At 52.7% G+C, this 25,620-nt stretch carries 22 protein-coding genes; 8 read left to right on the top strand and 14 right to left on the bottom strand.

All coding sequences use genetic code 11. From position 1 onward, the window contains the following. Positions 1 to 5: 5 nt before the first annotated feature. Positions 6 to 872 carry a tRNA/rRNA methyltransferase gene (locus ACFO3I_RS08345; RefSeq protein ID WP_377333266.1) on the bottom strand — a complete coding sequence of 289 codons (867 nt, stop codon included), beginning with the start codon at positions 870 to 872 and terminating at the stop codon, positions 6 to 8. Positions 873 to 1,007: 135 nt separating this feature from the next. On the opposite strand from ACFO3I_RS08345, the gene ACFO3I_RS08350 reads away from it, so the two are divergent. Both ACFO3I_RS08350 and ACFO3I_RS08355 read left to right on the top strand, forming a co-directional pair. Beyond that, entirely contained in the window at positions 1,008 to 1,844 is an 837-nt protein-coding gene (locus tag ACFO3I_RS08350) for a 23S rRNA (adenine(2030)-N(6))-methyltransferase RlmJ (RefSeq protein ID WP_377333268.1), read from the top strand. Position 1,845: 1 nt separating this feature from the next. Beyond that, a complete protein-coding gene (locus ACFO3I_RS08355; protein WP_377333270.1) occupies positions 1,846 to 2,676 on the top strand; it encodes a S1/P1 nuclease in 831 nt (276 codons plus the stop codon). Here the strand turns inward: ACFO3I_RS08355 and ACFO3I_RS08360 are convergent. Both ACFO3I_RS08360 and ACFO3I_RS08365 read right to left on the bottom strand, forming a co-directional pair. Then, positions 2,654 to 4,186 (bottom strand): hypothetical protein, encoded by a 1,533-nt coding sequence (locus tag ACFO3I_RS08360; protein ID WP_377333272.1) that lies wholly within the window; start codon positions 4,184 to 4,186, stop codon positions 2,654 to 2,656. The genes ACFO3I_RS08355 and ACFO3I_RS08360 overlap by 23 nt on opposite strands. Before the next feature lie 120 nt (positions 4,187 to 4,306). Next, positions 4,307 to 4,639 carry a DUF440 family protein gene (locus ACFO3I_RS08365; RefSeq protein ID WP_377333274.1) on the bottom strand — a complete coding sequence of 111 codons (333 nt, stop codon included), beginning with the start codon at positions 4,637 to 4,639 and terminating at the stop codon, positions 4,307 to 4,309. 137 nt (positions 4,640 to 4,776) lie between these two features. Between ACFO3I_RS08365 and ACFO3I_RS08370 the strand changes: the two genes are divergently transcribed. From ACFO3I_RS08370 to ACFO3I_RS08380, 3 genes are all read left to right on the top strand, one after another. Further along, entirely contained in the window at positions 4,777 to 5,169 is a 393-nt protein-coding gene (locus ACFO3I_RS08370; protein WP_377333276.1) for a VOC family protein, read from the top strand. Then, positions 5,169 to 5,972 carry a 23S rRNA (guanine(745)-N(1))-methyltransferase gene (gene rlmA / locus ACFO3I_RS08375; RefSeq protein WP_377333278.1) on the top strand — a complete coding sequence of 268 codons (804 nt, stop codon included), beginning with the start codon at positions 5,169 to 5,171 and terminating at the stop codon, positions 5,970 to 5,972. Before ACFO3I_RS08370 ends, rlmA begins: the two co-directional genes overlap by 1 nt. A 75-nt stretch (positions 5,973 to 6,047) precedes the next feature. Beyond that, complete coding sequence (locus tag ACFO3I_RS08380; RefSeq protein ID WP_377333280.1) at positions 6,048 to 8,006, top strand: cache domain-containing protein; 1,959 nt, start codon at positions 6,048 to 6,050, stop codon at positions 8,004 to 8,006. A 442-nt stretch (positions 8,007 to 8,448) separates the two neighbouring features. Here the strand turns inward: ACFO3I_RS08380 and ACFO3I_RS08385 are convergent, their stop codons facing one another. The 5 genes from ACFO3I_RS08385 to ACFO3I_RS08405 form a co-directional block, all read right to left on the bottom strand. After that, positions 8,449 to 9,927 carry a hypothetical protein gene (locus tag ACFO3I_RS08385; protein ID WP_377333282.1) on the bottom strand — a complete coding sequence of 493 codons (1,479 nt, stop codon included), beginning with the start codon at positions 9,925 to 9,927 and terminating at the stop codon, positions 8,449 to 8,451. 67 nt (positions 9,928 to 9,994) lie between these two features. Beyond that, positions 9,995 to 11,206, bottom strand: a complete 1,212-nt coding sequence (locus ACFO3I_RS08390) for a serine hydrolase domain-containing protein (RefSeq protein WP_377333284.1) — start codon at positions 11,204 to 11,206, stop codon at positions 9,995 to 9,997. A gap of 10 nt (positions 11,207 to 11,216) precedes the next feature. Next, on the bottom strand, positions 11,217 to 11,711 hold the full coding sequence (locus ACFO3I_RS08395) for a gamma-glutamylcyclotransferase family protein (protein ID WP_377333285.1): 495 nt from the start codon (positions 11,709 to 11,711) through the stop codon (positions 11,217 to 11,219). After that, complete coding sequence (locus ACFO3I_RS08400; protein WP_377333287.1) at positions 11,708 to 12,214, bottom strand: YgjP-like metallopeptidase domain-containing protein; 507 nt, start codon at positions 12,212 to 12,214, stop codon at positions 11,708 to 11,710. Before ACFO3I_RS08400 ends, ACFO3I_RS08395 begins: the two co-directional genes overlap by 4 nt. 79 nt (positions 12,215 to 12,293) lie before the next feature. Further along, complete coding sequence (locus tag ACFO3I_RS08405; RefSeq protein ID WP_377333288.1) at positions 12,294 to 12,977, bottom strand: hypothetical protein; 684 nt, start codon at positions 12,975 to 12,977, stop codon at positions 12,294 to 12,296. 63 nt (positions 12,978 to 13,040) lie between these two features. On the opposite strand from ACFO3I_RS08405, the gene ACFO3I_RS08410 reads away from it, so the two are divergent. After that, positions 13,041 to 13,541 carry a SixA phosphatase family protein gene (locus ACFO3I_RS08410; protein WP_377333290.1) on the top strand — a complete coding sequence of 167 codons (501 nt, stop codon included), beginning with the start codon at positions 13,041 to 13,043 and terminating at the stop codon, positions 13,539 to 13,541. A gap of 33 nt (positions 13,542 to 13,574) precedes the next feature. Here the strand turns inward: ACFO3I_RS08410 and ACFO3I_RS08415 are convergent, their stop codons facing one another. From ACFO3I_RS08415 to ACFO3I_RS08430, 4 genes are all read right to left on the bottom strand, one after another. Further along, complete coding sequence (locus ACFO3I_RS08415) at positions 13,575 to 15,143, bottom strand: methyl-accepting chemotaxis protein (RefSeq protein WP_377333292.1); 1,569 nt, start codon at positions 15,141 to 15,143, stop codon at positions 13,575 to 13,577. A gap of 112 nt (positions 15,144 to 15,255) precedes the next feature. After that, positions 15,256 to 16,392, bottom strand: a complete 1,137-nt coding sequence (gene rlmC / locus ACFO3I_RS08420; protein WP_377333460.1) for a 23S rRNA (uracil(747)-C(5))-methyltransferase RlmC — start codon at positions 16,390 to 16,392, stop codon at positions 15,256 to 15,258. A 69-nt stretch (positions 16,393 to 16,461) separates the two neighbouring features. After that, positions 16,462 to 18,405, bottom strand: coding sequence for an alpha/beta hydrolase family protein (locus ACFO3I_RS08425; RefSeq protein WP_377333294.1), 1,944 nt, complete (start codon positions 18,403 to 18,405; stop codon positions 16,462 to 16,464). Between the two features lie 65 nt (positions 18,406 to 18,470). Beyond that, positions 18,471 to 19,214 carry a dienelactone hydrolase family protein gene (locus ACFO3I_RS08430; protein ID WP_377333295.1) on the bottom strand — a complete coding sequence of 248 codons (744 nt, stop codon included), beginning with the start codon at positions 19,212 to 19,214 and terminating at the stop codon, positions 18,471 to 18,473. A 140-nt stretch (positions 19,215 to 19,354) separates the two neighbouring features. Here ACFO3I_RS08430 and ACFO3I_RS08435 point away from each other — a divergent pair, with 140 nt between their 5' ends. Both ACFO3I_RS08435 and ACFO3I_RS08440 read left to right on the top strand, forming a co-directional pair. Continuing rightward, a complete protein-coding gene (locus tag ACFO3I_RS08435) occupies positions 19,355 to 20,059 on the top strand; it encodes an SIMPL domain-containing protein (protein ID WP_377333297.1) in 705 nt (234 codons plus the stop codon). Between the two features lie 313 nt (positions 20,060 to 20,372). Further along, entirely contained in the window at positions 20,373 to 20,555 is a 183-nt protein-coding gene (locus ACFO3I_RS08440; protein WP_377333299.1) for a hypothetical protein, read from the top strand. Positions 20,556 to 20,873: 318 nt separating this feature from the next. Here ACFO3I_RS08440 and ACFO3I_RS08445 read toward each other — a convergent pair whose 3' ends face one another. Both ACFO3I_RS08445 and ACFO3I_RS08450 read right to left on the bottom strand, forming a co-directional pair. After that, entirely contained in the window at positions 20,874 to 22,736 is a 1,863-nt protein-coding gene (locus ACFO3I_RS08445) for a phytase (protein ID WP_377333301.1), read from the bottom strand. Between the two features lie 12 nt (positions 22,737 to 22,748). Continuing rightward, positions 22,749 to 25,523, bottom strand: coding sequence for a TonB-dependent receptor (locus ACFO3I_RS08450; protein WP_377333303.1), 2,775 nt, complete (start codon positions 25,521 to 25,523; stop codon positions 22,749 to 22,751). Positions 25,524 to 25,620: the final 97 nt, after the last annotated feature.

Here is a 25,620-nt window from a genome sequence, read left to right on the forward strand (position 1 = left end):
CAAGGCTAGCTTTGCTGGCGATACCACTCGCCGAGGATCAGGCTGGCCGCCACGCTGACGTTTAACGATTCAACATGGCCAGTACCGGGAATTTGCAGCGCAATATCGGCCGCTTTGGCCACCGACTGCGACACGCCAAACATCTCTTCGCCAAACACCACCACCACTTTGGCCGGCAATTTAGTCTTATACAGGGATTCACCGCCATGGCTGGAGGTGGTTACCAGGGTATACCCCGCGTCTTTACACAGCTTGAGCGCCAGCGGCAGGCTGTCACAATGTAAGCCTTCGACAAACTCCACCCCACCTTCCGCCGTGCGGGCGGCGGCGCCATTGGCCAGTAGTTCAGCTTCTTTCATCAGAATACCGCTGATACCAAAGTGCGCGCAGGTACGGGCAATAGCGCCCAGATTGTGCGGGTTACCCACCCCATCCAGCGCGAGCAGACAATCGCGTTTTTTCGGTTGCTGCAGATAGGTAGCGACAGAACGTACCGGCTTACGTTTGAGCAACAACACCACACCACCGTGATGCTGACTGCCACTGATCTTCTCCAGTTCATCGTCAGACACAATGTGGTAAGCCTTTTTGGACTTCGCCAGAAACTTCATTAAATCGGCGAATTTCGGCGCCAGCTGCTCATTCAGATAAAGCCGGACCAGTGCATCCGGCCGTTGTTCAAAGGCAACCCGGCAGGCATTTTCACCATAGATTTTGGCTTCTTCGCTGCGGTTTTGTTTCAGTACTTTGGCGGAAACCGGCTTTTTACTGCCTGACTCCTGCAGTGGCTTGGCGGCCCAGGGTTTTTGCATCAGGCCTGAGCTTTCAGAACGTGCTGCAGGTCGACGTTTGCTGGAACGGTGTTCGGTCATAGTGGATCCAAGGCGGTAAAAAATGGCGCTTAGTGTAGCAGTTTGTCGCGTTCCACCACAGTAGCAGGCCGCACAAAGCTTGCCTTTCACGCGCCAGCCAGTATGCTTGCGTTTTGTTTTCGAGCAGGTCTTTTTATGCTGAGTTATCGCCACAGCTACCATGCCGGCAATCATGCCGACGTGGTCAAACATCTGGTGCAAGTAGCCATACTTAATTATCTGAAATTAAAAGATAAACCTTTTTGCTACCATGACACCCACGCCGGAGCTGGTTTCTACAGCCTGCACAGCGAACAAGCGCAGAAAACCGCGGAATACCAAACCGGCATAGGTCGACTGTTTGACTACCAGGCCAAAAGCCCTGAACTGGCCGCTTATATTGAATTGGTCAGAAGCCTGAACGACGGCAGCCTGGAGTTTTACCCGGGTTCTCCCAAAATTGCCGCGCAGTTATGCCGCCCAGGCGATACCATTCAGGCGACAGAATTGCACCCAGCCGATCACCCGATCCTGGCCAGCCAGTTTGTCCAGCGCCGCCATTGCCGCATTGAAAAAATGGATGCCTGGCACGGCATTAAAGCCATGCTGCCGCCATTGGCCAAACGTGGCCTGGTGCTGATTGACCCACCTTATGAACTGAAAACCGAATACCAGGATCTGGTAAAAGGCTTGCAGCAGGCCTATCAGCGCTTTCCGCAGGCGACTTATGCCATCTGGTACCCGGTGATAGAACGCAGCGCCGTTGAAGCCTTTCTGACCGCCATCGCCAATACCGGTATCCGCAATCAGTTGCGGATTGAATACAGCCCACTGTCCGACAGCGAAGGCTTTGGCATGACCGGTTCGGGCATGTTGGTCATTAACCCGCCTTATACGCTGAAACAGCAAATGCAGCAGGCCTTGCGGGAGCTGGATCCGCTGCTGGCGCAACAGCATTCACAGATACGGATAGAACAACGGGTAGAGGAATAAGATGAGACATTTATTGGCGTTGGTAGTGGCATTGAGCGCAGCTCCGGCATTCGCCTTTGGTCCTGTTGGCCACCAAATGGTCTGCGATATGGCTTACAAACTGTTAAGCCCGGCGTCCCAACAAAAAGTGGATAAGCTGCTGACCTTTCATGAGGAAAAACACTTTGGCAAGGCCTGCTCCTGGCCAGATCAGGTACGGGCTTTACCTGAATACAAACACACAGCCATGTGGCACTACGTCAATATTCAGCGCACCGACAACAGCGTCAGCATGGCGCACTGCCCGGAAAAAGGCTGTGTGTTGTCGGCTATTTCGCAGCAAAGCAAAAAGTTAGTGCCATTTGCACCATCCAGAGCGCAGTTAGAAGCACTGCTGTTCACCGGTCATTTTGTCGGCGATTTGCACCAGCCTTTGCACGCCGGTTATGCCAACGACCTGGGGGGCAACAAAACCGCAGTGTATTTCAATGGCCAACCGTCGAACCTGCACGGCGTGTGGGATTACGTGATTCTGGAGCAGGCCGGTTACAGCGCGGATGAGAAACAACAAGCACTGTACCAGGACTTACTGGCGAAACAGCAGCAGTGGCAGTCGGTCAATGTGCTGGACTGGGCCAATGAATCGGTGATGCTGGTCAAACTGATTTATCAGGGTTACAAGCCAGGTATGCTGGTCGATCAGCAGTACACCGCTGCGCATTTACCGCAACTGGAGCAACGCTTGCAACAGGCGGCAGTACGGCTGGCCTATTTGCTGGAACAGGGCTGGACAGCGCCATCCCCATCCGCCGAAGTGACGACAGCGACATCTAAGGCAGCTGAAAAGATTTAAATTTGGTCAGCTTCAGCTGGCTCAGTAAATGGGCCAGTTGCAGTTGATAGTCCATTTCTGTTGGTGCCAACTGGTAGGCGCTGTAATACATTTTGGCCGCCAGTTTCAGCTCTGTATCCTGCTGATAGCGTTGTCCCATCCGGCTACAAGCTCCTGCCCGCTGTTCGGGTGGGTAAATCAACTGAAAACTCTGACGGTACAAAGCTTCAACGTAAACCCGGGCCGTGGTGTACGGCAATTGACTAAGCAAACGATTAGCGCGCAGCATTAACTCAAAAGCAGCCTGGTGTTTATCCAGACGATGCAGCAGTACAGCCGCGTGGCACAAAGCCGGTAACGACATCTGCATACTTTCCAGATGACTGCGCTGACGTTCAATAAACTCTTCTGCCGCCGCATTGCCGGAATTCAATTGCACTAAGCTCGCCTGCAACCAGACCACTTCGGCGGCAAACGACTGCACCTCTTTATCTGCCACCACTTGTTTAAAGGTCTGATTCAGCAGCTGCAACAAGGCGTCGGTATGGCGCTGTTTAAACTGATGCAGATACAACAGCACCCGGCATAAACTCAGGCTCAAAGCGCAAAAACCATAGCCAGAGCCAATCAAGCGACGTTTGCGTTCAATAAACTCAATCGCCTGATCTTCCTGCCCAGCCAATACCAACACCAATTGCACTAATTGAGCCATTCGCAGCGACATACCTGCGGCCGGGATCTGACTGACAATCTGGGCGGCGCCGGTAAAGTCGTTCTGGTTCAACGCCAGGAACACCGACCAGTATTCACGTTTTTCCTGGTATTTCTGCAGTTCGTCCGCAGGGTTTTGCAGAAATTCCTGGCAAGGTTCCAAGTCACCATTTTCATAATCGATACGAAACTGCGCCCACAATGCCCAACCCTGTTGCCGGGCACAGGCATTTTTAATCAGGCCGCTGGCGGCATCAAACACACCCAGTTCCAGTAACACAGCCACCTTCAGCGGTAACAGCTGAGCCGGTGTGTCAGCACCGGCTTTTTGCTGCAGTTCGGTAATGAGCTTAAAAGCGTCGACATAACGCCGCTTTTGCACCAGTGTCAGCACAGGCTCTAGAAAAGGAGCCAGTTTGACATGTTGTTTCAGCTCATCGTCGATATGGAATTTATTGTAGGGTCGGTCCAACAGACTGATTTGATGAAAGGGGTAATCCAGCGCATAACGCAGACGATCATTCGGAGTGGCCAGCAGCACCAGCCGGCTGGAGGCTTTAAGCAGCTGTTTATCAATAATACGTTCCACCAGATCCTGGCCAGTCTGGCCGGGATCTGCGTCGTAATCGAGAAAAATGATGTCATAAGGAGCGGCATGCTCCAGACTCAGCAACTCCTCTGCAGAACGGGCCATATCGAGCTTTTTCATGCCCAGGCCCTGCAAAATTTGCTTCATCAAATGCGATGCAGCAGGGTCTGGTTCAATCACCAGCACCTGCAAATCGAAAAATTTACTGAAATCAAATTTGGTCAGACTCAAACAGCGTCCCTCACTGCATTAAACGCATATAACCAGCTGATTTTCTTAGTTTAGGCGTTTTATGCTTGCAGGCAAACTGAGGATTTGAAAAATTCAATACCATTTTGCAGTGCAGGCCTGTTACTCCTGGCCACGCCAACGGGCATGGCACAGGGTTTCGTGTTTTTCTTTACTGAGCAGAATACGGGCCAGCAGAATTTCTGGCTGACCAGCCACCTCTGCCAGGCCGATACGGGCTTCCAAGTGCAGTTCTGGTTCCAGCTCAACCGCAAACCAGTCTTCCCACTCCGCGGTCGCGTCAACCAGATCCACAAAAGCTGAAGCGTCCGCATGCTGCAGATACAGCTGAAAATCTGCCGGGCTCAGGTTCTCCTCAGCCAGCTCTTCAAAAATGACAAACGCATGGTCACAAAGTTCGTCCAGGGTCCAGAGTTCCAATTCAGGGGTCGACATGGGTGAATTCCTCAAAGCGCCGTCAGCGGCAACAACAGAGGCAGATTATAACGTCAGCCGGTGATGAACGGCAAAATCTCTGGCTCCCTGCCACACGAAGGGGTAGCATACAGCCCTTTTCCGCGCGGAGTCTTTGCATGCACCAATACTTAAGCTTAGTCAGCTTGCTGGTTGATGATTACGATCAGGCACTGGCCTTTTATCTTGGCAAACTGGGCTTCGAACTGGTGGAAGACAGCCCGCAAGGAAACAAACGCTGGGTGGTGATTCGCCCACGTGGCGCCAAAGAGAGCGCTATCTTGTTAGCCAAAGCCAGTACCGCTCTGCAACAAGTGCAGATTGGTCAACAAGGGGCCGGTCGCGTCTGGCTGTTTTTGCAAACCGATGATTTTTACCGCGATTACCAGCGTATGCAACAAACCGGCGTTGAGTTTCTGGAAGCGCCAAGGGAAGAGCCTTACGCCACTGTGGTGGTGTTTCAGGACCTCTATGGCAACAAGTGGGACTTACTGCAAAAGCGGGAGCTCTGATGTACCGCTGCCCTGTCTGTGCTGAAGCGCTGAGCGCCAATTCTGCGGGCCTGGCCTGCGTCAACCGCCATCAATTTGATCGGGCACGGGAAGGTTATGTCAACCTGTTGCCTGTGCAGCAAAAGAACTCCAAGGTGCCGGGTGATTCGGCTGAGATGATGCAATCCAGGCGCTTATTCCTCAATGCCGGGCATTACCAGCCATTGTCAGATGCAGTCAACCAGCTGTTGGCATCTGTGCATCCAGCCACCCTGCTGGATCTGGGGTCGGGAGAAGGCTATTACAGCAACAGGCTGCAGCAGGCCTTGCCCGAAACGGCCGTTTATGGGCTCGATATCGCAAAAACTGCCGTACGTTATGCCGCCAAAGCCTACCCAGCCGTGCAGTATTGCGTGGCGAGCGCCTGGCATCTGCCTTTTGCAGACCAGAGTTTTGATGCAGTGCTTAAACTTTGTGCCCCTTGTGAGCCACAGGAGCTGGCCCGGGTCTGTAAAGATGGTGCGGCCTTGCTTGCTATCAGTGCGGCCCCGCAGCATTTGGTGGAACTGAAGCAACAGGTGTACCCAGATGTCAGACTGCATAGCGACGCGATCCCCCAACTGGAGGGGTTCAGCCATCAGCAAAGGCAACAGCTGAGTTATCAACTGCAACAGGTCCCTGTCGCTGAACTGCTGGCGCTACTGGAGATGACGCCACTGAGCTGGAAATTTAAACCAGGCCAGAAGCAAAAGTTTGCCGAAACCAACCCAAGTATCAGTCTGGATTTTTATCTGGATTTGTACCTGAAAAAACAAAAACAATAAATCTGAAAAAATTGGCAACAGCCTTGCATAAACTTCGGCGGATCAACCGGGCAGTACCACTGAAGAAGTTGTTGTATGCAAGAATTCCTTACGCAATATAAAAATGAACTGAAACTGTGTTTTCAAAATGTTGGTCAGCATGAAAGTCAGCTGCAACAACTCAACAGTTGGTGGAGCAAAGTCAGTCTGATTGGCAAAATCAACTGTCTGAAAGTGGGTTCCACTATTCTCGACAGTATGGACGAAACCCGCCTGCGCTTTGAAGAACTGCAACAGGATCTGGTGGAACAACTGCTGCAGGAACAAGGACGTAAACAACTGCAGGCCGACCAGGCTTGCGTGCAGCTGGCACTGGATCTGTTGACCCGCAATCTGTTTGAACGTACCGCCGATATTGGCTTTTTGGCCAAAGACGCCGTACTGAGCCAGTATTTACAGCAAGCGGAGCCAAGGGATAAGGCCCAGCTGCAGCACCATCTGAGCCTCTACTGCCGCTTTTATTCTGTCTATGACGATGTATTGCTGTTCAGCCCGCAAGGCCAGTTACTCTGCCGTCTGCAAGACCAGCGGACGGAGCCTGCAGGCATCGACAGCTACCTGAACCAGGCGCTGGCCACACCAGGCCAGTTTGTCGAGTACTGCGGCCCCAGCGCCTTATTTACCGATAAAGACAATGCGCTGCTGTATTTGCAGGCCGTGACCGGCGCCAGCGGCGCTGTGCTGGGTGTACTTTGCCTCAGTTTTAAATTCAGTAATGAAGTGCAGGCGATCAGCCAGCAGCTGCTGCCTGACCAGCTGGGGCAGTTCTTTCGGCTGGTCAGCTCCAAAGGCCGATTGTTATTCCAAAGCAAGCAGCTGGACAGCCCGGTCAGCCTGCTGCCAAAACGCTGCCTTCAGACGCTGGAAGGTGAGCTTTATCTGGTCAGTCCGGCGCTCAGTCAGGGTTATCAAGGCTACCTGGGGCCCGGCTGGCAACTGCAACTCTGGACGCCGTTAAAGCTACTCAGCCAACCTGCGGCACAATCGTCGGCCTTAACACTGGACGTCGGCGCTTTGTTCCCGCAGCTGCAGCAAATCCGCCAGGATTCATTAAGGGTCAGTGACGAGCTAGATTTGATTGTGCTCAATGGGGTGATCGCTGCAGCGCGCAAAGCCGCCAGTGAGTTTGTGCCTGTGCTGGATGCTATCCGTGGCATTGGTCGCAATATGCATCAGGTCTTCAGCAGCTCCGTCAGCGAGTTAAGCCAGACTGTGCTGCAAAGCCAGCTGCAAGAGCTGCAGACCATGGCGGTGCAAGCCGCAGATATGCTGGAGCGCAATTTATATGAACGTGCCAACGACTGCCGCTGGTGGGCACAAAACCCTCGTTTTCGCAGCGCACTGCAGCAACCAGACCCTGCCGCTTTGCAGCAGCAACTGGCTGAAGAACTGCGTTATATCAATCAACTGTACAGTGTCTATGCCGGCATCTATTTGTTTGATCCGACACTGAAAATACTGGCTTGCTCCGTGCCTTCGGCCTTGCCGCAATTACCGGCCTCAGTCACGGCTGACGCCTGCCTGCAACTGGATGCAGCAGAGCTTTATCACGTCAGTCCATTTCAGCCCAGCGAGTTGTATCAAGGCCGGGCCACTTATGTTTATCAGGCAGCTATTTTCCCGGAACACAGCCAACAAGCTTGTGGTGGTATCGCACTGGCATTCGACAGTGCGCCCCAGTTCAGTGCAATGTTGACCGATGTTCTCCCCAAAAACGGGCAAGGTGAAGTACGTGATGGCTTTTCCGCCTGCTTTATCGAAGCCTCAGGCAAAGTACTGGCGTCCAGTTCAGAGCTATTGTGGCCAGTGATGAGCCAGCTGCAATTGCCGGCAGATTTATTGAAGCGGGCACTGGAAACAACCTGCACAGAGAAAATCCGCTTACAGCAACAGGAGTGGTTAGTCGCGATAGCGCCAGGGCGAGGTTATCGGGAATTCAAAACCACTGACTGCTACCGGCAACAAATCTATGCCTGCTTTTTCCTGCGCTGTTAACCGAGAGGCGACTGTAGACGTCTCTTTTACAATGCCTTCTTTGCCAACCAATCAGGTTGCTCTGCTGACCTGGTTGGCCTTCAGCCTGGAACGCTGAGCATATCCTTTAAAAGACCTGCCCGTTAATTAAACAGTTTTTTTGATGAGTACCATCAAATTAAACCGTTTTATCAACTAACACCGCGTCGTTATACTGCATTTATTGAATTTGAGCTGGGGCTGGCGCCACGACCAACACGCCGTATCAGGCAAGATAAATTGAACATTTTGCCAAGGTGGGGGTCGATAGGGGGCTAGCGACAGATTAACTTCCCGGTTTTGCCAGGTCTGGCATCTCTGTACTAGCGCAAGCGGTTACAACTATCTCCCTGGACCGCTTTTTTTCGCCCGGCATTACGCCGGGCTTTTTTTTGCCTGAATTCAGAGGTTGGGTACAGCCCCATCAATTAGACACAGTGCTGGTCTTATTCCACAGGTTCTGGTGTTTTCCATAGGAAAAATACTCATCGGGAAACCAGCACTTTGGTAACAGATCCATATTCTTCCGCTCTTCAAAATTGGAGACCAGCTTGCTCAGAATTTCCAGCAGACGCTCTTTGCTCATCACTTCCAGTTTTTTCCGCGCTTGTGGGAAATACAGATTATTTTCCACGCTGATCACCACATTCGACGCCGTCTGGCTAAAGGTCAGATTACGGGTGGCAACCCGGCAAATCGGCATATCGGCCGCGGCCGGATACAAGGACACCACCACGGCGTATTCGTATCTGTCCAAATCACGTTTATCAGAGTCTTTCGGAATATAAGTAATACCAAAACCTTGCGGAAACATACCAGTGATTTGCAGCAGCGCTTCGACGGCGGCTTTATGGTAATAGCCCCGCTCCACCCCACTTTGCAGCACCAATGCCGCTTTAGGCAGCGACTCATAACTGTGGTTGGCTTTGGTGGATAACACGACGGATGTATAGATTTGCGGGATCTTCAGCAGGTTGCCCACCCCACCTTCTGGCTTGATGGCATTTTTCAGCAAGGTAAACACAAAGTTCAGCTTGTCCTGCTCGTTTTTATTAAAGAGTTCACGCTCTTCTTTCGAATTGCCGACATAGCGGTCACAGGACAGGCCCTTAACAACATAGTTCAGCGTTTCCTGATAGTTAATTTTCAGCAGTTCAACCCGGTCAGCATCGTCCAGCACCCGAAACTCATTCAAATCGCCTTCGGGGCCACGCAGAATATGCAAAGCGTCCGGGTGAAAAGTGCCAATATCCTGCAACATGGCCGCCATCAGCAAAGGCACCTGCACATCGTGTCGGAACGGCGAATACTGGCCGTTGTAACCCATATCAGGTAAATCCAGTTTTTCTTTTTCTGCTCTTACTTTTGCCAGCACATAATCATTTTGCAGTTCATTATCCAGCAACAAACGGTCCAGTAAACGCAGGCTTAAAATGCCTTTGTACAAGTGCTTGTGACGTTGATTGACCGATGCCATGTACTTGCCTGAACTGGGCGACAACAGCTGAATAGTGCCGAGCAATTTGGAACTGAGCTGGTTCGTTTCTTCAAAGCTGTCCCCTTCCGACAAATCCAGGACTGTCAGACAGATTGCTTTCAGAGCCCGAAAGCGTTCCACCCGGCTGTCATCCAGCATACGTAAGTAGAGTTTGTAGGCAGAGGTTGCCTCAGCAAGCTGCTTTTGCAAGGCATCGCTTTTATCGCCTTGCTCCAGCTTTTGCTCCAACTGGCGGATTTGCTGCACTAGTTGCTGGTGTTTATCATCCTGTTGTTTGGCATGACGGAAGTAGTCTGTTGCTACTTCGTAGACAGAGTCATTGATTGGGGTTAAGTCATGAATTTTGCTCAGCAGGGTTTTTACCGTCTTCACATAACCGGACTGACTCTGGGCGCCATTTGCCATACGAACTGATATTCCTTCACAATGAATAAGTTACGGTTTGAGATTATAGCAGCAGTTGCCGCCGAAACTACTCTGCTAGTTCAGGCTCCCATTGTGCATCAAAAATGTCCGGGGTGAATTCCGGTTGCATCAGCGCCGCCATTTTCTTTTTCGTCTGAGGTTTGGCGTTTAACAGCCGAGACCAAAAGTAAGTGGAAATATCCCCGACCAGATTGGTTTCCGCATTGATCAGCACCACCAGGCCAACCCCTTTTTGCTTCGAATAGGCCATTTCGGTGCGGTAGCCTTTGACCCAACCACCGTGATAAAACACTTCATTGCCAGCAAAATTAAAAATACGTAAACCCAGTCCATAATGCGAGGTACTGACGTATTGGCCCCAGGTGCGCCCCCCTAAATCATCCGCCACTTTCACCCGTTTCTGCCGCACATCCTGCAGCATCACCGGCGATAATACGGTGGGGAACTGGCCCAATTGCGCCATCAGCCATTGGCTCATATCCATCACACTGGCATTGACCCCGGCGGCCGGGCTGACCCGGTAGTAACTCGGGTTCACTTTGGTTTCAGACCAGCCCCGTTTGACCCGTACATGCGGCATAGCACGGTTCTTCGACGCCAGAAATGCCGAATAACCCACTGAGGCTGTTGGCATTTTCAGTGGCTTAAACAGCTTTTGCTCCATCAGACTTTCAAAGCTTTGTCCTGTGGTTTTTTCCATCACCGGTTGGATCAGGCTGAACATCACGTTCTGGTAGCCGTAGCATTTTCCAGGTGAACACCTTGGGTTCACATAACGAAACTTTGGCAGAATTTGTTTAGGGGTTTCGTTGGCTTCAATCAAATCATCATAGGTATTTGGAAACAAGCCTGTACTCTGCGACACCAGATGTTCCACTTTTAATGCTTTCGTCGGTGCTGCACCTTTAAACGAAAACGCGGGCACATAACGGGTCACCGGGTCTTGCCACTGAAAACGCCCCTGATGCACCAGCATAGAGGCCAGCTGGCCGGTAAAGGTTTTGGATACCGAGGCCAGCCGGAATACCGTATAAGCATCCACTTTGGCTTTGGTACCCACAGAACGAACGCCATAAGCGCCGACTTTGATGATTTTATTGTCTTTAACAATGGCATAAGCCGCGCCTGGCACATTGGCTTTCTTTAATTGCTGCCGGAACTGCTGGTCAAAATCATTGGCCAGTTGATCCAAAGACGCGGCCACAGACTGGAGGGAAAACAAACAGAAGGCGCCCGCCAGTAATACAGTTAATCTCACACCAGAACCCTTAGTTTGGAGCTTCGCCCCTGCGGTTAATTGTGGTTTGCAGCAACTGGTATTGCTGCAAAAGTTCAGGAATTTGTTGTTCTGCCACCAGCTGCACCTGCTCGCTGCTGAGCTGCTCAGGGTGCCACTGACCAAAAGCAAAAGGCTCCAGCAAAGGCCCAGCCAGATAGACCCAGGCGTCCTGCCACTGGTGATTGGCGTATACCCGCACCAGCTCACGCCGGTATAAACCACTGTCGATTTCTTCGAAAAAATCCAGCACCGCCAAATGGTCAGCGTTCAAAACTGACAACAGCATTCCGGCTTGTTCAGCCTCACTGTCCGCCAGCAACACCGGCACCGCACCTGCGTCCAGATCTTTGCTCAAGCCATACCGCCTGTAGCCAGGCAACAAAGCGTCTGCTTGAGCAAACTGCTGACCTGTCAGCGCTTTAGTAATTACAGGAAAGGTCAGCAAGCCATAGACAAAGAGCTGTGTACAGTCCGGTTGAGTCATATGTGGGTCTCCAGATGCCTCAGGGTCAGAAAGAGCCGTAAGTCAAACTCCAGTTGATGATACTGGGGTTCCATATGCTGGCACAATTGGTAAAAAGCTTTGTTATGATCTTTTTCTTTCAGATGAGCCAGCTCGTGCACCACCACCATCTGCAACAAGGCAAAAGGCAGCTTTTTAAACAAAGCACTGATCCGAATTTCATTTTTGGCTTTCAGCCGGCCGCCCTGCACCCGGCTTATTTGTGTGTGTAAACCCAGACTATTGTCCAGATGTAATTTGCTGTCAAAGCAGACCTTGCTGAGCGGAGCACTGGATTTCAGAAAACGCTGTTTCAGTTGTTGGGTCAGCTGATACAGCGCCTGATCGGTCTGAATAGGATGGCTTAGTTCGGGATAACGCCCTTTCAGCACTGTAGCCAGCCGGCCTTGTTCCACCAGCTGCACCACTTGCTGCTGAATACTGGCCGGGTAAGCCGCCACATAACGTAAGGGGTCAAACGACATCAACACACTCCTGCTCAAACTAGCGGCAGTGTACTCAATTTTGCTGATGCCTTCAGCCTGACTTTTTCCTCAGCCTGTTTTAGCCTGCCGCACAATGCAGTGGCTGGGCGCTGCTGCGTATGGCCAGGATCTGGCCTTGTTGTCCACGTACCAGCTCGACAGTCTGACCCTGGCGCCACACCTGATCCTGGCGCAACTGCTCCGCCAGCTGCTGATCCAGTTTCACTAACAATTGATCACAGACCGCCACCTGCCATTGCTGCTGTTCAAACAACAGCTGCCCCAACAACGCCTGCTGCTGTTGCAGATCCTGCCGCGCCTGCTCGTATTGCCGGTAACGCTGCTGCCAGCCAGGCACCGCAGTTACCTGCTTCTGGGCAGACAACTGATGCAGCTGCACCTCGTGATAGCCTGTTTGCTGCACAGTCTGTATTTGATAATAACTGTCCTGCTGCCACACATAAGCCAACGCGACCACAGCCACCAGTGTCGGATCTTCGCCGCCCAGACCGATACGCTGGGCTGTGGCTGGAGGCTGAGCTGGTGGTGGCGGTGTGGGCAACACCCTTTTGGTTTGTTCGACTGGCCGGTCCGGCCGCACCCATGCCAGGCTGACAGGCTCAGTGGCTGGGCGAAATACCGGCACCGCCTGCTGGCCCAACAACGCCTGCATCACTGCAAAAAGTAAAAAGGTCATGCCGGCCGCCCCAGCAACTGCCACGACCAATTGCTGACTACTGTGGGTATAAGTTAAGCTCGCCATCATTCTTCTCCGTTGGTTGTTTGCGAATTAGACGAATCAGCCGAAAAAAAGGGGTTAATGTTGTTGAAAAAAATTGCAGTCTTTCTGACGATGGCGACCTGCTTTCAGTTACAGGCCTGGCCGCAACAGATTGTGGTGGTACGACATGCCGAAAAACAGTCGGGCAGCCAAGACCCAGCTTTATCTGTTTGTGGGCAACAACAAGCGCTGGCCATGGCGGCATTGGTGCCTGCGCCTGTTCTGCAGGTATGGCACAGCGGCTTAAACCGCACCAGGGAAACAGCTGAACGGATGGCGTCTAAGTGGCCTGAAGCGCAAAGTCAAAGTTATCCGGCGGCAGATTTCAGCAGCCTGCTTAAGGCACTTGCAGCGACCAGTCAAAACAGTCTGGTGGTGGGACATAGCAACACAGTGCCAGCTTTGTTGGCACAACTCAGCCGCCAGGCTGCCCCCGAATTAACAGAGCAGGATTACGGTCAGGTCTTTGTGCTGGAACGTCAGCAGGACAGCTACCATTGGCAACTGCTGAGCATAACGCCACCACAAGGCTGTCAGAAACACTAAAGCAGGAGCTGCAGAATGCAGCTCCGCGCTTCGTTAAGATTTGCGGAAACGTTCAACCAGTTCGTGCAGTTGCTCAGACGTCGCCTGTAAATCACGGCCCAGCTCGCTGACCGCATTGCCATCTCTCAATGAACTGCCCGCTAAATCAGAAATGCTGACCAACTGCTGGTTAATATCTTCCGCCACATGGGCTTGTTCTTCGACAGCTGCAGCCATCTGACCAGCCATAGAGGCGATGCTGGTCACCGCCGTGGTAATGCCTGACAACATTTGTTCGGTTTGGTTGACCTGTGCCACCCCCTGCTCAGCATCTTTTTGCCCGCCCTGTGCGACTTGCACCGCAGTTTTGGCTTTATCAGACAATTGCTGGATGATGGCAAAAATCTCTTTGGTGGAATTGGTGGTGCGTGACGCCAGCTGCCGCACTTCATCAGCCACTACAGCAAAACCCCGGCCCTGATCACCAGCCCTGGCCGCCTCAATAGCCGCATTCAACGCCAGCAAATTGGTCTGTTCAGCAATTTGCTCAATCATTTGTGCTGCTGCCACTATGGTGGAGGTTTGCTGCGCCAGTTCGCCCACTGAACTGCTGATATTGTTGACCGTCTGCTGTAATTGCAAAATAGCCTGCCGGGCCTGGTTCGCCACACTGGCCCCTTGCCGCGCCAACTGGTCGGCATCTTCAGCCTGGGTCGCAGTGTCCTGTACATGAGCAGAGACTTCGGCGATGGTGGTGGTCATCTCATTCATCGCCGTGGCGACTTGTTCTGTCTGTTGCTGCTGCTGCCGGATACTGTCGGCCGCCTGCACCGACATATTCATCACAGAACTGGCCTTATTAGCCACCGCAGTCGATGAGTCTTCTATCCGGGTGATCACCGCATTCAGATGCGCCAGCTCGGCCATCAGCGCCACTTCCAGTTTACCCAGCAGACCACTGTCCTCGGTGTACGACAGCACCGCCAACTCGTCCATAAAAGGTTTGGGGTTTAACGTCTTCAGTTTCTCCAATGCAGAGCGGTAACGACGTAACCCCAACCACACAGCACCAAGGGTACTGAGCAAAAAAAGCCAAATAGCGTCTGTGGCATCCTGCCAATACCACAGCACTATACCCACCAAAATTAACAAAAATGGTACGGCCTCCCATTTCAGATCCGTCGGCCATTCGGAGGCGACCTGGCGGACCTTTTTGCCCTGGTTAAAGGCCTGATACAAGGCTTCAGCCCGGCTGACCTGCTCGCGGCTGGGTAAAGAACGCACCGATTCATAACCCACTACCCTGCCATGCTCAGTCACAGGCGTGACGTAAGCATTTACCCAGTAGTAATCACCGTTTTTGCAGCGGTTTTTCACCAGTCCCATCCAGGGGTTACCTTGTTGCAGGTAGCTCCACATAGTGCGAAACGCCGCTTCCGGCATATCCGGATGACGGACTATATTGTGAGGTTTACCAATCAGCTCTTCGCGGGAAAAACCGCTAATCGCGACAAAGGCATCGTTGACATGCACTATGCTGCCTTTGATATCGGTGGAAGAAATCAGTTGTTGTTCTTTCGGAAAGGTCCGCTCTACAGTGGTAACAGGCAGGTTCTTACGCATCCCTCGTTCTCCTAGTTCCAATCCAAGAAAAGTGGTGTATGAATATCAGGCATTTGATAATTCTGATAAAAACCTAGCAGCAGATCAGGTACAGCAACAGAAAAACTGCAAATTATTTTTTGCGCAGCAGCACCAGCACTTCGGCATGCTGGCTGTGAGGGAACATATCAAACAGCTGGGCTTTCACCAGTTGGTAGTCAGCGGTCAGGTTGGTCAGGTCTCTGGCCAGGCTCTGTGGATTACAGCTGGAATACAACACATACTCTGGGGCCAGCTTTAGCAATTGGTTACAGAGTACCGATCCCAGACCACGCCGGGGCGGGTTGACCAACAATAAATCCGGCGCTTGCTGCTGCGCCAATGCAAAGGCATCCGCATCCAGCGCCATAAAATCTGGCTGCTCCAGTGCCAGCTCGGCAGCCGCTTTACGGGCACTGGCAATAGCTGCCGCTGAAATTTCAATACCGGTCAGTTGAATACCCGGCCTGCTGCTGGCCAGGTGCAGGCCAAAACCGCCCACACCGCAGAATAAGTCCCACACCGAATGCAGCGACAAATCAGCAGTCCAGTCCACCGCAGTCTGATACAAGGCAGCTGCCACCGCCGGATTGGTCTGGAAAAAACTTTGTGGGGTCAGATACAAAGGCACCTGATTTAACCGCTCTGCCAGATAACTGTTTTCAGTCAGCAGAATTTCTGTTTCGCCTTCCAGCTGCGCCATCGCCACTGGCTGCAAATTAACGGAGCACAACTCGAGTTCAGGCCATTGCTGTTGCAGCCAGGGCAAATGTTTGCGGATAGCCGCCAGGTGGTTTTGCGAACGCAGCACAAAACGCAGCATAAAACGACCGCTGGAACTGGACTGACTGAGCAGAATAAATTTCAGTTCGCCCTTACGTTCAGCCACCTGATAAGGCTGCAACCGGGCGCGCTGAATAAATTGCTGCACCAGGGCAAAGGCCGGCGCAAAGGCGGCGGGATACAGGAGACAGGAGGTTAAATCGACGGCTTCACCTGTATTCAATAACAGGCCCAATACCGGATGTTCAGAACAGCCCGACACCACCATCTTAGCTTTGGTGCGAAAGGCGGACTCCGCACTTGGGTAAGGGGCAAGCACCTGCTCAGGAGCAAATGGCGCCAGCAATGACAACCACTGCTGCTGTTTGTGCTGCAATTGCAGGGAATAATCCTGTTCTATCTCAGTACAAGAGCGGCAACGCCCTGCAGCAAACTCAGCACAATACACCAGCAACTTCCTGCCCTGAAAAAAAGACGGGCTAGTGTAAACCAGCCCGCCCGCCTTTCGCCAGCCTGATTAAGGCTTGAGGTGTTGTTGTAAAAAGCTCAGCACCGAATCAAAGTACTTTTTCCGGTTTTCCGGAGCGTAAAAACCATGACTTTCATCATCAAAATCGAGCCATTGATAGGTCTTGCCCTGTTTATCCAACGCCTTGCGCAGCGCTTCGGCCTGGCTATAAGGTGCCCTGCGGTCACGTTTACCGTGAATAATTAACAAAGGTGCTTTGATAGAACCAGCTCTGTATACCGGCGAATAGGATTTCAGCTGGGCCTGGTCCGTCCCCAGGACTTGGTCCAGATAGGCGACACCAAAAGAAAGCTGCGGAATGTCACCATCCGATTTTAGCTGTTCCAGTTCGTACACCCCAGCCACACCTATGGCACAACGATACAAATCAGGGTCTATGGCAGCAGACTGGACTGCGGAATAGCCACCAAACGAGGTGCCCATAATACAGACCTGATTGGCATCCACCACGCCTTGAGCAATCAGATACCGCACTCCGGCGCTAATATCTTTTTGCACCGCATCGCCCCACTGGCCATACCCCGCTCGCTGGAAGGCGTCCCCATAGCCGCCAGAGCCACGGAAATTGACCTGCAACACGTTATAGCCACTCTGGCTAAGTAACTGCACTTCTTCGTTAAAACCCCAGTAATCCCGCACGCCATGTGGGCCGCCATGGATCAGCACCACCAGAGCTTTACTCTGGCCTTTGGCTTTGGTCAGATAGCCCTGCACAGGTAGCTGGTCAAAAGAAGGGTAATTCACAGCTGTGGTTTCAGACCATGGCAACCCATTGAGCTCAGATTTACGATCCATCAATTTACGCAGCGAATTATCTTTTTTCTGGTACAGAAAATAAGCTCCAGGATTCACATCACTGTAAGCATAAATCACCCAAGTCATGTCATCACTGCTGCGGCTGGTGACGCTGACCACCTCCCCCGGAAAGGCAATGGTGAGGTTCTTGAAAAGCTGACTTTCCGCCATGGTTTTGTCCAATAGCACATAAGCAGGATTGCCATCATCCAGCCGGAGCGCATAAGGCTGATTGTCTTTTTTGGTCAGCTCCACATCGGTAATACCTACTTTGGCATCCGAAAAAACAACAGTTCGCTTGCCGGTAAAATCAATCCGACTCAACGCTGGCATCGCTGTGTCTTTTTGATCCACCAGTAATAGGCTATCGTCTGATGGGCTGACTGCCAGTACATTGATCCCTTCACCAAACCAGTCTGCAGGAAGTTTGTTCCACTTGTCTTTATCCCGCAGATACACATCCTGCCCAGCTGTTTTAGTGGTGACTACAGCCAGACGTGGTTCACCTTTGTTATTGGTGATAATGGAGGAATAAGGCGCAGGTGCTGCGGCTAGTCGTTTGGTTTTTCCTGAATACACATTCATTTTCAGGATTTCAGCCATCCCATCGCCACCCGCATTCCAGTTGGTGGCAGTGATCAGGATGTGGTCATTGTCCTGTTCCAGTGTATCTACGACCCGGCCCCAGGCGCGACGCCCTTCTTTGGCTTTAAAGCGGGTTCCGACCTGCTGCTCACCGGCCCGGTAACCAAACAGCATCTCGGATTTTTTGCCATCGTAATTGACCGCATAAATTTCACCGAAAATTCGGGGTTCGGTATTCCAGAGCACGGATTCCGCCAGTTCGATGACCACCCGTTCATTGTTCACCCAATGGTAAGTACCCACTTCAACTAAACCAGGAAAGCGGACACTACCAGTCATCTGAAAGCCGTCCAACGCAATAAATACCAAAGAGCGGCGCCCTTCGGAACGGATCACCGCCGCCAGATGTTTGCCATCAGGTGAAATTTTAACGTCGGTGTAATTGCTGTGCTGCGAGAGCAATGTAACTAAATCCGGTTCATTATTTTTCGCCCAGACAGGCGGCATAAATAAACTACCGGCAAGAAGAAATGCCAATATATAAGCTTTCATATAAATCCCTTTAATCTTAGTTCCTGATAACACTATGAAATTAGGGTTGCAACCCTAACAAACATTTACATAGATTTAAATAGTGTAATGGCGCGTTGATAGTTCTCCAGCGCCAAAGCCGCATCGTACCTGTTGCCTTCGTCCCGCATAAAGGCATGTTCAGCATTGTATTCAAACCAGCTGAACCTGGCGTTGGCCGAGGTTAGCTGCCGGTAAATCTCAGCACGGCCAGCTGCGGGCACATGGGGATCTTGTTTCCCCCACACCATCACCAGTTCAGCCTGAATTTGCGGGCTTAGTGCCAGAGTTTGTTTGCCGGTTAGCGTGGGCAAGGTGTCGCTGTGTAAATCGGTGGCATACAGGCAATACGCCGCTTTGATTTCGCTCTGCAGCGCGGCCCGAAACGCCAGATGGCCACCGATACAGACCCCAAAAGCACCGACTTCAGGCCGCACATAAGGCAGAGTTTTCAGGTAGGTCAGCATCGCCTGATTGTCGCTATCGTAATGCTCCAGCGGTTTGGTCCATTTGTCCTGGTTGCCTTTGTCTTTACCGGCATCGTCATACGCCAGCACAGTGCCTTGCGGGTTTAACTCGTGAAAGATTTCCGGCACCAACACCACCAGGCCGTGAGACGCCAGCAAGGTCGCAGTGCGGCTGATAGGCGCCGTTTGCTGAAAAATCTCGGAATAAAACAGCACAGCCGGATAACTCCTGCCCAACTCCGCTGCCTGCAGCGGCTGATACTGATAGACCCGCATTGGCCCCGTGGCTGTATTTAGTGTGATGCTCCGTTGTTCAACTTGCATGACGTATATGGCTCCCTAAGATGTCTGGCCGTCTATAGTAATAAGGCCATGCACTTCCTGCCAGAGGCCAGCCGAAATTTGATTAATTCGGCATTCAGCCTCGGCACCCTACACTGGCTTTCATCTGAACAGGAGTAGTTATGCAACATCATCAATGGCTCGCCGCCGCCATCTTATCGACAGGCCTTATCGCTGCAGCTGCAGTGGTCGGCAATGCAGTGCTGGACTTTCGCGCTATGGAACGAGTGGTGCAGGTGAAAGGCTTGTCGGAGCGCGAAGTCGCCGCCGACATGGTGATTTGGCCGGTTAAATTTACCGACGCTGACAACGATCTGAGCAAACTGGTCGCCAGCATTGAACGAAAAAACGAGCAAGTGCAGGCCTTTTTAAAATTACAGGGCTTCGCGGCTACAGAAATTTCAGTGGCGCCGCCACAAATTGTTGACCGCCAGGCCGGTTATTTTGATCCCAATGCCCGCCAATTGCGCTACAGCGCCAGTTCAACCCTGACGGTGTACAGCAAAAATGTCGATTTAGCCCATCAGGCCATGACGCGTTTATTGGAGCTGAGTAAAGGCGGTATCGCCATTGCCGGGCAGGATTACGACAGCAAAGCAGAGTTTATTTTCAACGGTCTGAACGAGCTAAAACCCGACATGATTGAAGAAGCCACCCGCAATGCCCGCGAAGTAGCCACCAAGTTTGCTGCTGATTCTGACAGCCGGCTCGGCAAGATAAAAGCGGCCAGCCAGGGCCAGTTCAGTATCAGCGACCGTGACAGCAATACCCCATACATCAAAAAAGTGCGGGTGGTTGCCACAGTGGATTATTACTTATCCGATTAAGGGTAAAGGAGACGTCATATGAAGAAGTTGAGCTACAGTCTTTTGCCATTCGTAGCGGTGGTGCTGTTATCTGGCTGTGCGGTATCAGGCCCCAGAGTCTGGGTTGAGCCGCCGCGTATGTAAGTGCCTGCGGTTGTGGTGGAGCCTGCCCCAGCCGTTATTGTGGTGGAAGAGCGCCATTATCACGGTCACCCGAAAAAACATAAGCGCCACTATCACAGATGTCACAGGTGCGATGATTAACAGATCAGACTTGGCATCTGTAATGCAAAGCAGCTAGCATTTGCGCAACACAACAAGAAGGAGAGCGCAGATGCGCAATACAGTCGTCAGTCTTCTCGCAGCAGTCGCCCTGTCAGGTTTAACCGGCTGTGAAGTGGTTGGCCCCCGGGTTAAAGTGGAACCGCCAAAAGTGAAAGTGCCAGTGGTTGTTATCGAAGGTCAGGATCAGGGCAAACACTGCCCACCTGGTCAGGCGAAAAAAGGCCGCTGCTAACAGCTCATGCCGATCAGATAAGCAGTTTTTATTCAAAAACTGCTTATCTATTCACGAGTTGGTTCAGTTGCAGCGGAAAAGGCAAAGCTCACGCAGACACGCCGTGAATACGTTCCCTGTAGGCTCGGCTTTGGCATCCCTGCCAAAGACGGTCTGCTTAGTTCTTTACCTTTCCTCGCTTTGGATAGATTCAGTTCGTTTACAGTTTTAGTTCAGGTGAATTCTGATACTGTGCGGTAAAAAGTAATGCCAGTCAGCTTATCTGACTGGCATTAGCTGCTAACAGCGGCCTTTTTTCTTAGTCGTATTCAATACCCTTTATTTCAGCTGTTGCAGCAGCGTTTTTAGCTGAGCCAGTGGCACCAGTTTGATGTTCTGCCCTTGTTCTGGCATCCGGTTGCGACCGTCCTGCACCAGAATAGCGCCCTGTTCAAAACCTGGCCCCAGGTTCAGCGTGGTCAGTTCCAGACCATCGGTCTCGGAGCTGCCATCAATAGCGAGATCCGGATTTAGCCGAATACGAAAACGCAGCACAGCTTCATAAGGGGCCGTGGCTTTATACAGCACGTAGCTGTCATTGCCCTGGCTGGAGACCAGCAGATATGGCTGCTTGCCAGGCCAGAAAGCCAACCCTTCGACATCCGCCACCAGCATCTGGTCATCGGCTTTGATAATGAACTCGCCTTGGGTGGCGGCGCTGGCCCGGGCGTCAAAACGCCAAATCCCGACATCCTCTTCACCGACAAACAGCTGATGCTGCCCATCATCGGCCACGCAACCTTCCGGCTGCGACGGCACCTTCAGGCTGCGCACCAGTTTGCCGCTGGCGCCTTTGGCGGATGCGCTGATCTGGTACTGCGCAACAGTACCGTCTTTGCTGTTGGCAAACACATAAAACTGCTGGGTTCCGGCAGGCTGATACATACACAAACCGTAAATATCAGTCAGCCCGGTCTGAATACGCGTCAGAGTGCTGACCTTGCCATCCGCACTGATCCCAAACAGCTGAATGCCATTGTCTGCTCTGGTGCTGGCCGCCGCCAGTGCCATCGATTGGCCCTGATAGTGAAAGCCATAACGCAGGTCGACATTATTCACCCGGCCGACCGCTAAAAACTGTTGCTGTGCCCCTTGCATGTTGTAAACCGCAAGGCCGGCTCTTTTGTCAGTCGCCAGGATCAGGCTTTTCGCCGGATCGGTCGGGTGTTGCCAAATAGCCGGGTCGTCAATGGCGTCACCACGGTAGCTGACCGCAGCCGTTTCCAACGTAGGACTGAGCTGATAGAACGCCGGTACTGTGCGGCCCCAATGCTGCACCTGTTGGGCTTTATCTGTGCTGTTTAAGCGCTGCAGCTGCTGCGCTGTTGCCCCCACCGACAATCCCTGACGGTCCAGCTGCAATACTTCAGGTTCATCCAGCTGCAGCGGCTGACGCTGTGGTGCTTTGCTGAACTGACCGGCGGGGTAGCGCAGCAAGGCCGCAGGTTCGGACTGCAGTGCCAGTAAATCACCGGCAGCAGTCAGTTCCAGCGCTTTAATTTCACCGGCAATGGCGCCTTTCGGTGCCAGCACATCCAGCAGCTGGCGGTTTTCGCTTTGCTCCAGCTCAGCCGAATAAGACCAGAGTGCAGTGTCGCCTTCCGCCAGATACAACAGACCTTGACGCTGGTCCACCGCACAGGCACTGGCATTGGTCGGCAAATTCAGGCTGCGTACCGGCAAGGCTTTCTCCAGCGCTTTGCCATCCTGCGCCAGTAACCACTGCTCGCCAACACCCCGGTCACCAATTAAAAACAGGCTGAGCTGTTTGTTTTGTTCGCTGTAGTACCAGCACAGGTCATCCACCACCAGCTGGGTGCTGGCTTGCTGCAAAATTCTGACCTTGTCGGTGGCCGTCTTCAGGCCAACCAGCACCTGGTTGGTTTCGCTGTCTACCGCTGCAAACCAGCTTTGCGCTGGCAACTGCAGAGCTTTTAAGCGTTCAAAGCGGCCGCTCCACTGGCCAAGCGATTGACCTGAATTGTCGTGCAGCGACAGCTGCTCCGGCGCCGCTTGCAGCATAAACTGTTGTGTTTGCAGTGCCTGGCCTGTCGGCTGGCTGGCGACGCTGGCACAGCTACTCAGCACCAGCGCTGCCAGCAAACTCGTTTTTGCTGAAATTTTTGTTGAAATGCTTTTCATTGGGTTCACTCCTTACCAACGGCTCAACTGCACACCAAAGGCAAAGGTGCGGCCATATTCTTCATACTGGGCGTTAAATTGATGTTTGCCTGTGTAGTTGTAATAAGGCTCATCGGTCAGATTCACCGCGTTAAAGTACAGCTGCAGCGCCGGGCTGAATTTGTATTTGGCACTGAAATCCCATTGCAGCTGTGCGTCAGAGAACAGGTCATAGCGTGCATCATCCAGCTCGCCCACTTCCACCAGGTACTCGGATTTATAGTTCGCCGCCAGACGCAAGCTCCACTGCTCGTCTTCATAACCCAGCGCCAGGTTGGCGGTGCGGTCTGACTGGCTGGGTAAATCAATATCCCTTGTCATCCGTTCGCCATCGTCGTACCAGCTGATTTGGGCATCCGAGCCGGTCAGCGTCAGGTTGGCGGATAGCAGGAAATGCTGCCAGAAGCCGCCAAGGCCCTTCAGTTGCTGCACCAGATTCAGCTCCAAACCATATAAAGTCGCATCGTCACCATTGACATAAGTTTCGGCGGCTTTGAAACCGGCATAGTCGCCGTAACCGGCTAAATCAGTGGCGTAGACAAAATCCTCAATGTCTTTGTAGAACAAAGTGGCGGACATTACACCCAGTTCGTCCGGGTAGTATTCCATACCCAAATCCAGGTTGGTTGACCGTAACGATTTCAGCGCCGGGTTACCGAAACTGGCTTCCAGTTCATCGTCATCTTCTTCCAGTAAAAAGGCCGGGGCCAACTGGGCAAAGTTCGGTCGCACCAGGGACGTGGTGGCGGCGGCACGTAACAGGCTGTTGTCTGACAGTTCAAATTTGCTGATCAGCGCAGGTAACCAGTGCGCTTCTGAACCACTGTAGGTGCGTGGGCTGAATTCTTCATCAATGGCGTTGTATTCACTGCCGAAGGCGTCACGTTGTTCATGTTCATAGCGGCTACCAGCCACAACCTGCCAACCCTCGCCCTGCCAGTTACCCTGCAGGTAAGCAGCGTTAATTTGTTCATCCACCCGGAAATCGTTGATCTGTGATTCGACATCGTCCAGGTAATCGCTGTTGTCCAGCGAGTTCAACATCGCCATCAGCGCCGCAGGGTCCACGGCCGGACCAAAATGGTCCAGGCCATAACGGGCATTACTGTGGCTGTAATCGGCCAGACTCAAGGCGCTGACACCAGCGTCTTCCAGATCTTCAAACAGCCACAGGCTTTCATCTGCGGTCTTTTTACGGTCGCTGAATTTGGCGCCAGCTTTCAACTCCACCGCGCCCCAGGAGGTCAGCAGGTCGCGGCCAAAATCCAGCTTGATATTGTGCTCACGCTCTTCGGTGCGGGTGTCGGCCACTTCCACTTCTTTCAGCTCGTAATTGCCTGCCTCATAAGCGCCGTCCGGCGCCTGTAGCCGGATAATGTCGCCTCCGAGGAAGGTTACGCCTTCTTCAAATTCAGTTTCGAACTGGCCGTCGGCCAGGCTGTAAGGCGTCACTTCATCGGCTTTGCTCATACCGCCTTCCAGCGACCAGAACCAGACATCCAGTTGTTGCTTCATGCCCAGCACCACAGCGCTGATGCTCTGGCTTTCTTCACGGGCTTTGATGCCACGCACCAGCTCGGCGCCAGTGTCAGTGCCTGCCTGAATTGGGTCACTGAACTCAGTGGCCAGACTCTGCCGCACTTCGGTGTCGACAAACTCACTGTATAACGTACGCAGGTAATAATCGGTATCACCACCTGGCCTGTAGTCGAGGTTCAGCGCCGCGCCCTGGCGTTTACGGCTGATGCTGTACTGACGTTGCTCAAATTCCTCCAGCGCTTCGTCATCCAAATCCCAACTGCCACCGGTCTCCACGTTGTCCGAGCCAAACTTGCGGTCGGCATAGCTGGCAGAAAAGGCCACACCCAAAGCGTCTTTGTCGGCACCAATATCAAAAATGCCGGTTGCCACGCCGGAGAATTTCGGGCTGGTTTCGCTTTGCTGTTGGTTGTAGCTGCCTTCACCGCTCAGGCTGTAAAAGTTGTCGCGACGGTCAAACGCAGAAATGGCTTTAATATCGACGGTACCACCTAAAGAACCAGCCGCCTGCTCTGGCGCAATGGTTTTACTGACTTCCACCGAAGCCAGTAAGTCGGACGGGATCACATCCAGTGCCACAGCGCGGCGGCCAGCTTCAGGCGCGGCCAGTTGGGTGCCGTTGTAGGTAACGGTGTTGTAATCCGGCGCCAGACCCCGCACCCGGATAAACCGGCCTTCGCCCTGATCCGGCTCGACCGACAAACCAGCCAGCCGGGCTAAAGATTCACTTAAGTTTTTATCAGGAAACTGGCCCAGTTCGTCGGTGGTCGCCACGCTGACAATGCCACTGGCAAACCGCTGTTGGCTCAGCGCTTTACTGGCTGAGTTCAGCTGGCCCTGCACCGTCAGTTTGTCGATATTGCTGTCGACCGCCAGGCTTAAATCGCCCAGCGCCAGGTCACCACTAAGCTGCACCTGCTGTTGCTGCTGCGAACGCCCGGCATAACTCAGCACCAGCTGGTAGTTACCCTCCGGCAGATTGGCAAAAGCAAAACGGCCGTCATGGCCTGTCACTTTACTCAGCTTCAGCGCCGGAATGCTGACCTGAACCCCGGACAACAGCACTTCCCGGCTGTCGAGCACCCGGCCCGACAATTCAGCCGCCATCAATGGCGTGACACAGCCTACAGCCACAGCTGTGGCCAGTATGGCTTTTTTAAATCGCAGGTGTTTATTGGCAAACATAGTTTTTTTACTGAGCGCAGACATAGCAGTTCCCTGATGAGCAATAACAGACATTGCCTGGCAGTCTGACCCGCCACTGTGACAAGCCGGTGTCGGCCAGCTGGCAGGCTGCGCAGAAATG

Source organism: Rheinheimera marina, from assembly GCF_042654345.1.
Lineage (GTDB): Bacteria > Pseudomonadota > Gammaproteobacteria > Enterobacterales > Alteromonadaceae > Pararheinheimera > Pararheinheimera marina.

Coding starts and splice junctions, on each gene's coding strand:
- ACFO3I_RS08395 (WP_377333285.1), bottom strand. CDS start 11,711: ATGACTCAACCGGACTGTACACAGCTCTTTGTCTATGGCTTGCTGACC.
- ACFO3I_RS08380 (WP_377333280.1), top strand. CDS start 6,048: ATGCAAGAATTCCTTACGCAATATAAAAATGAACTGAAACTGTGTTTT.
- ACFO3I_RS08440 (WP_377333299.1), top strand. CDS start 20,373: ATGCGCAATACAGTCGTCAGTCTTCTCGCAGCAGTCGCCCTGTCAGGT.
- ACFO3I_RS08400 (WP_377333287.1), bottom strand. CDS start 12,214: ATGTCGTTTGACCCCTTACGTTATGTGGCGGCTTACCCGGCCAGTATT.
- ACFO3I_RS08435 (WP_377333297.1), top strand. CDS start 19,355: ATGCAACATCATCAATGGCTCGCCGCCGCCATCTTATCGACAGGCCTT.
- ACFO3I_RS08370 (WP_377333276.1), top strand. CDS start 4,777: ATGCACCAATACTTAAGCTTAGTCAGCTTGCTGGTTGATGATTACGAT.
- ACFO3I_RS08365 (WP_377333274.1), bottom strand. CDS start 4,639: ATGTCGACCCCTGAATTGGAACTCTGGACCCTGGACGAACTTTGTGAC.
- ACFO3I_RS08415 (WP_377333292.1), bottom strand. CDS start 15,143: ATGCGTAAGAACCTGCCTGTTACCACTGTAGAGCGGACCTTTCCGAAA.
- ACFO3I_RS08385 (WP_377333282.1), bottom strand. CDS start 9,927: ATGGCAAATGGCGCCCAGAGTCAGTCCGGTTATGTGAAGACGGTAAAA.
- rlmA (WP_377333278.1), top strand. CDS start 5,169: ATGTACCGCTGCCCTGTCTGTGCTGAAGCGCTGAGCGCCAATTCTGCG.
- ACFO3I_RS08355 (WP_377333270.1), top strand. CDS start 1,846: ATGAGACATTTATTGGCGTTGGTAGTGGCATTGAGCGCAGCTCCGGCA.
- ACFO3I_RS08430 (WP_377333295.1), bottom strand. CDS start 19,214: ATGCAAGTTGAACAACGGAGCATCACACTAAATACAGCCACGGGGCCA.
- ACFO3I_RS08345 (WP_377333266.1), bottom strand. CDS start 872: ATGACCGAACACCGTTCCAGCAAACGTCGACCTGCAGCACGTTCTGAA.
- ACFO3I_RS08405 (WP_377333288.1), bottom strand. CDS start 12,977: ATGGCGAGCTTAACTTATACCCACAGTAGTCAGCAATTGGTCGTGGCA.
- ACFO3I_RS08350 (WP_377333268.1), top strand. CDS start 1,008: ATGCTGAGTTATCGCCACAGCTACCATGCCGGCAATCATGCCGACGTG.
- ACFO3I_RS08445 (WP_377333301.1), bottom strand. CDS start 22,736: ATGAAAAGCATTTCAACAAAAATTTCAGCAAAAACGAGTTTGCTGGCA.
- ACFO3I_RS08450 (WP_377333303.1), bottom strand. CDS start 25,523: ATGTCTGCGCTCAGTAAAAAAACTATGTTTGCCAATAAACACCTGCGA.
- ACFO3I_RS08425 (WP_377333294.1), bottom strand. CDS start 18,405: ATGAAAGCTTATATATTGGCATTTCTTCTTGCCGGTAGTTTATTTATG.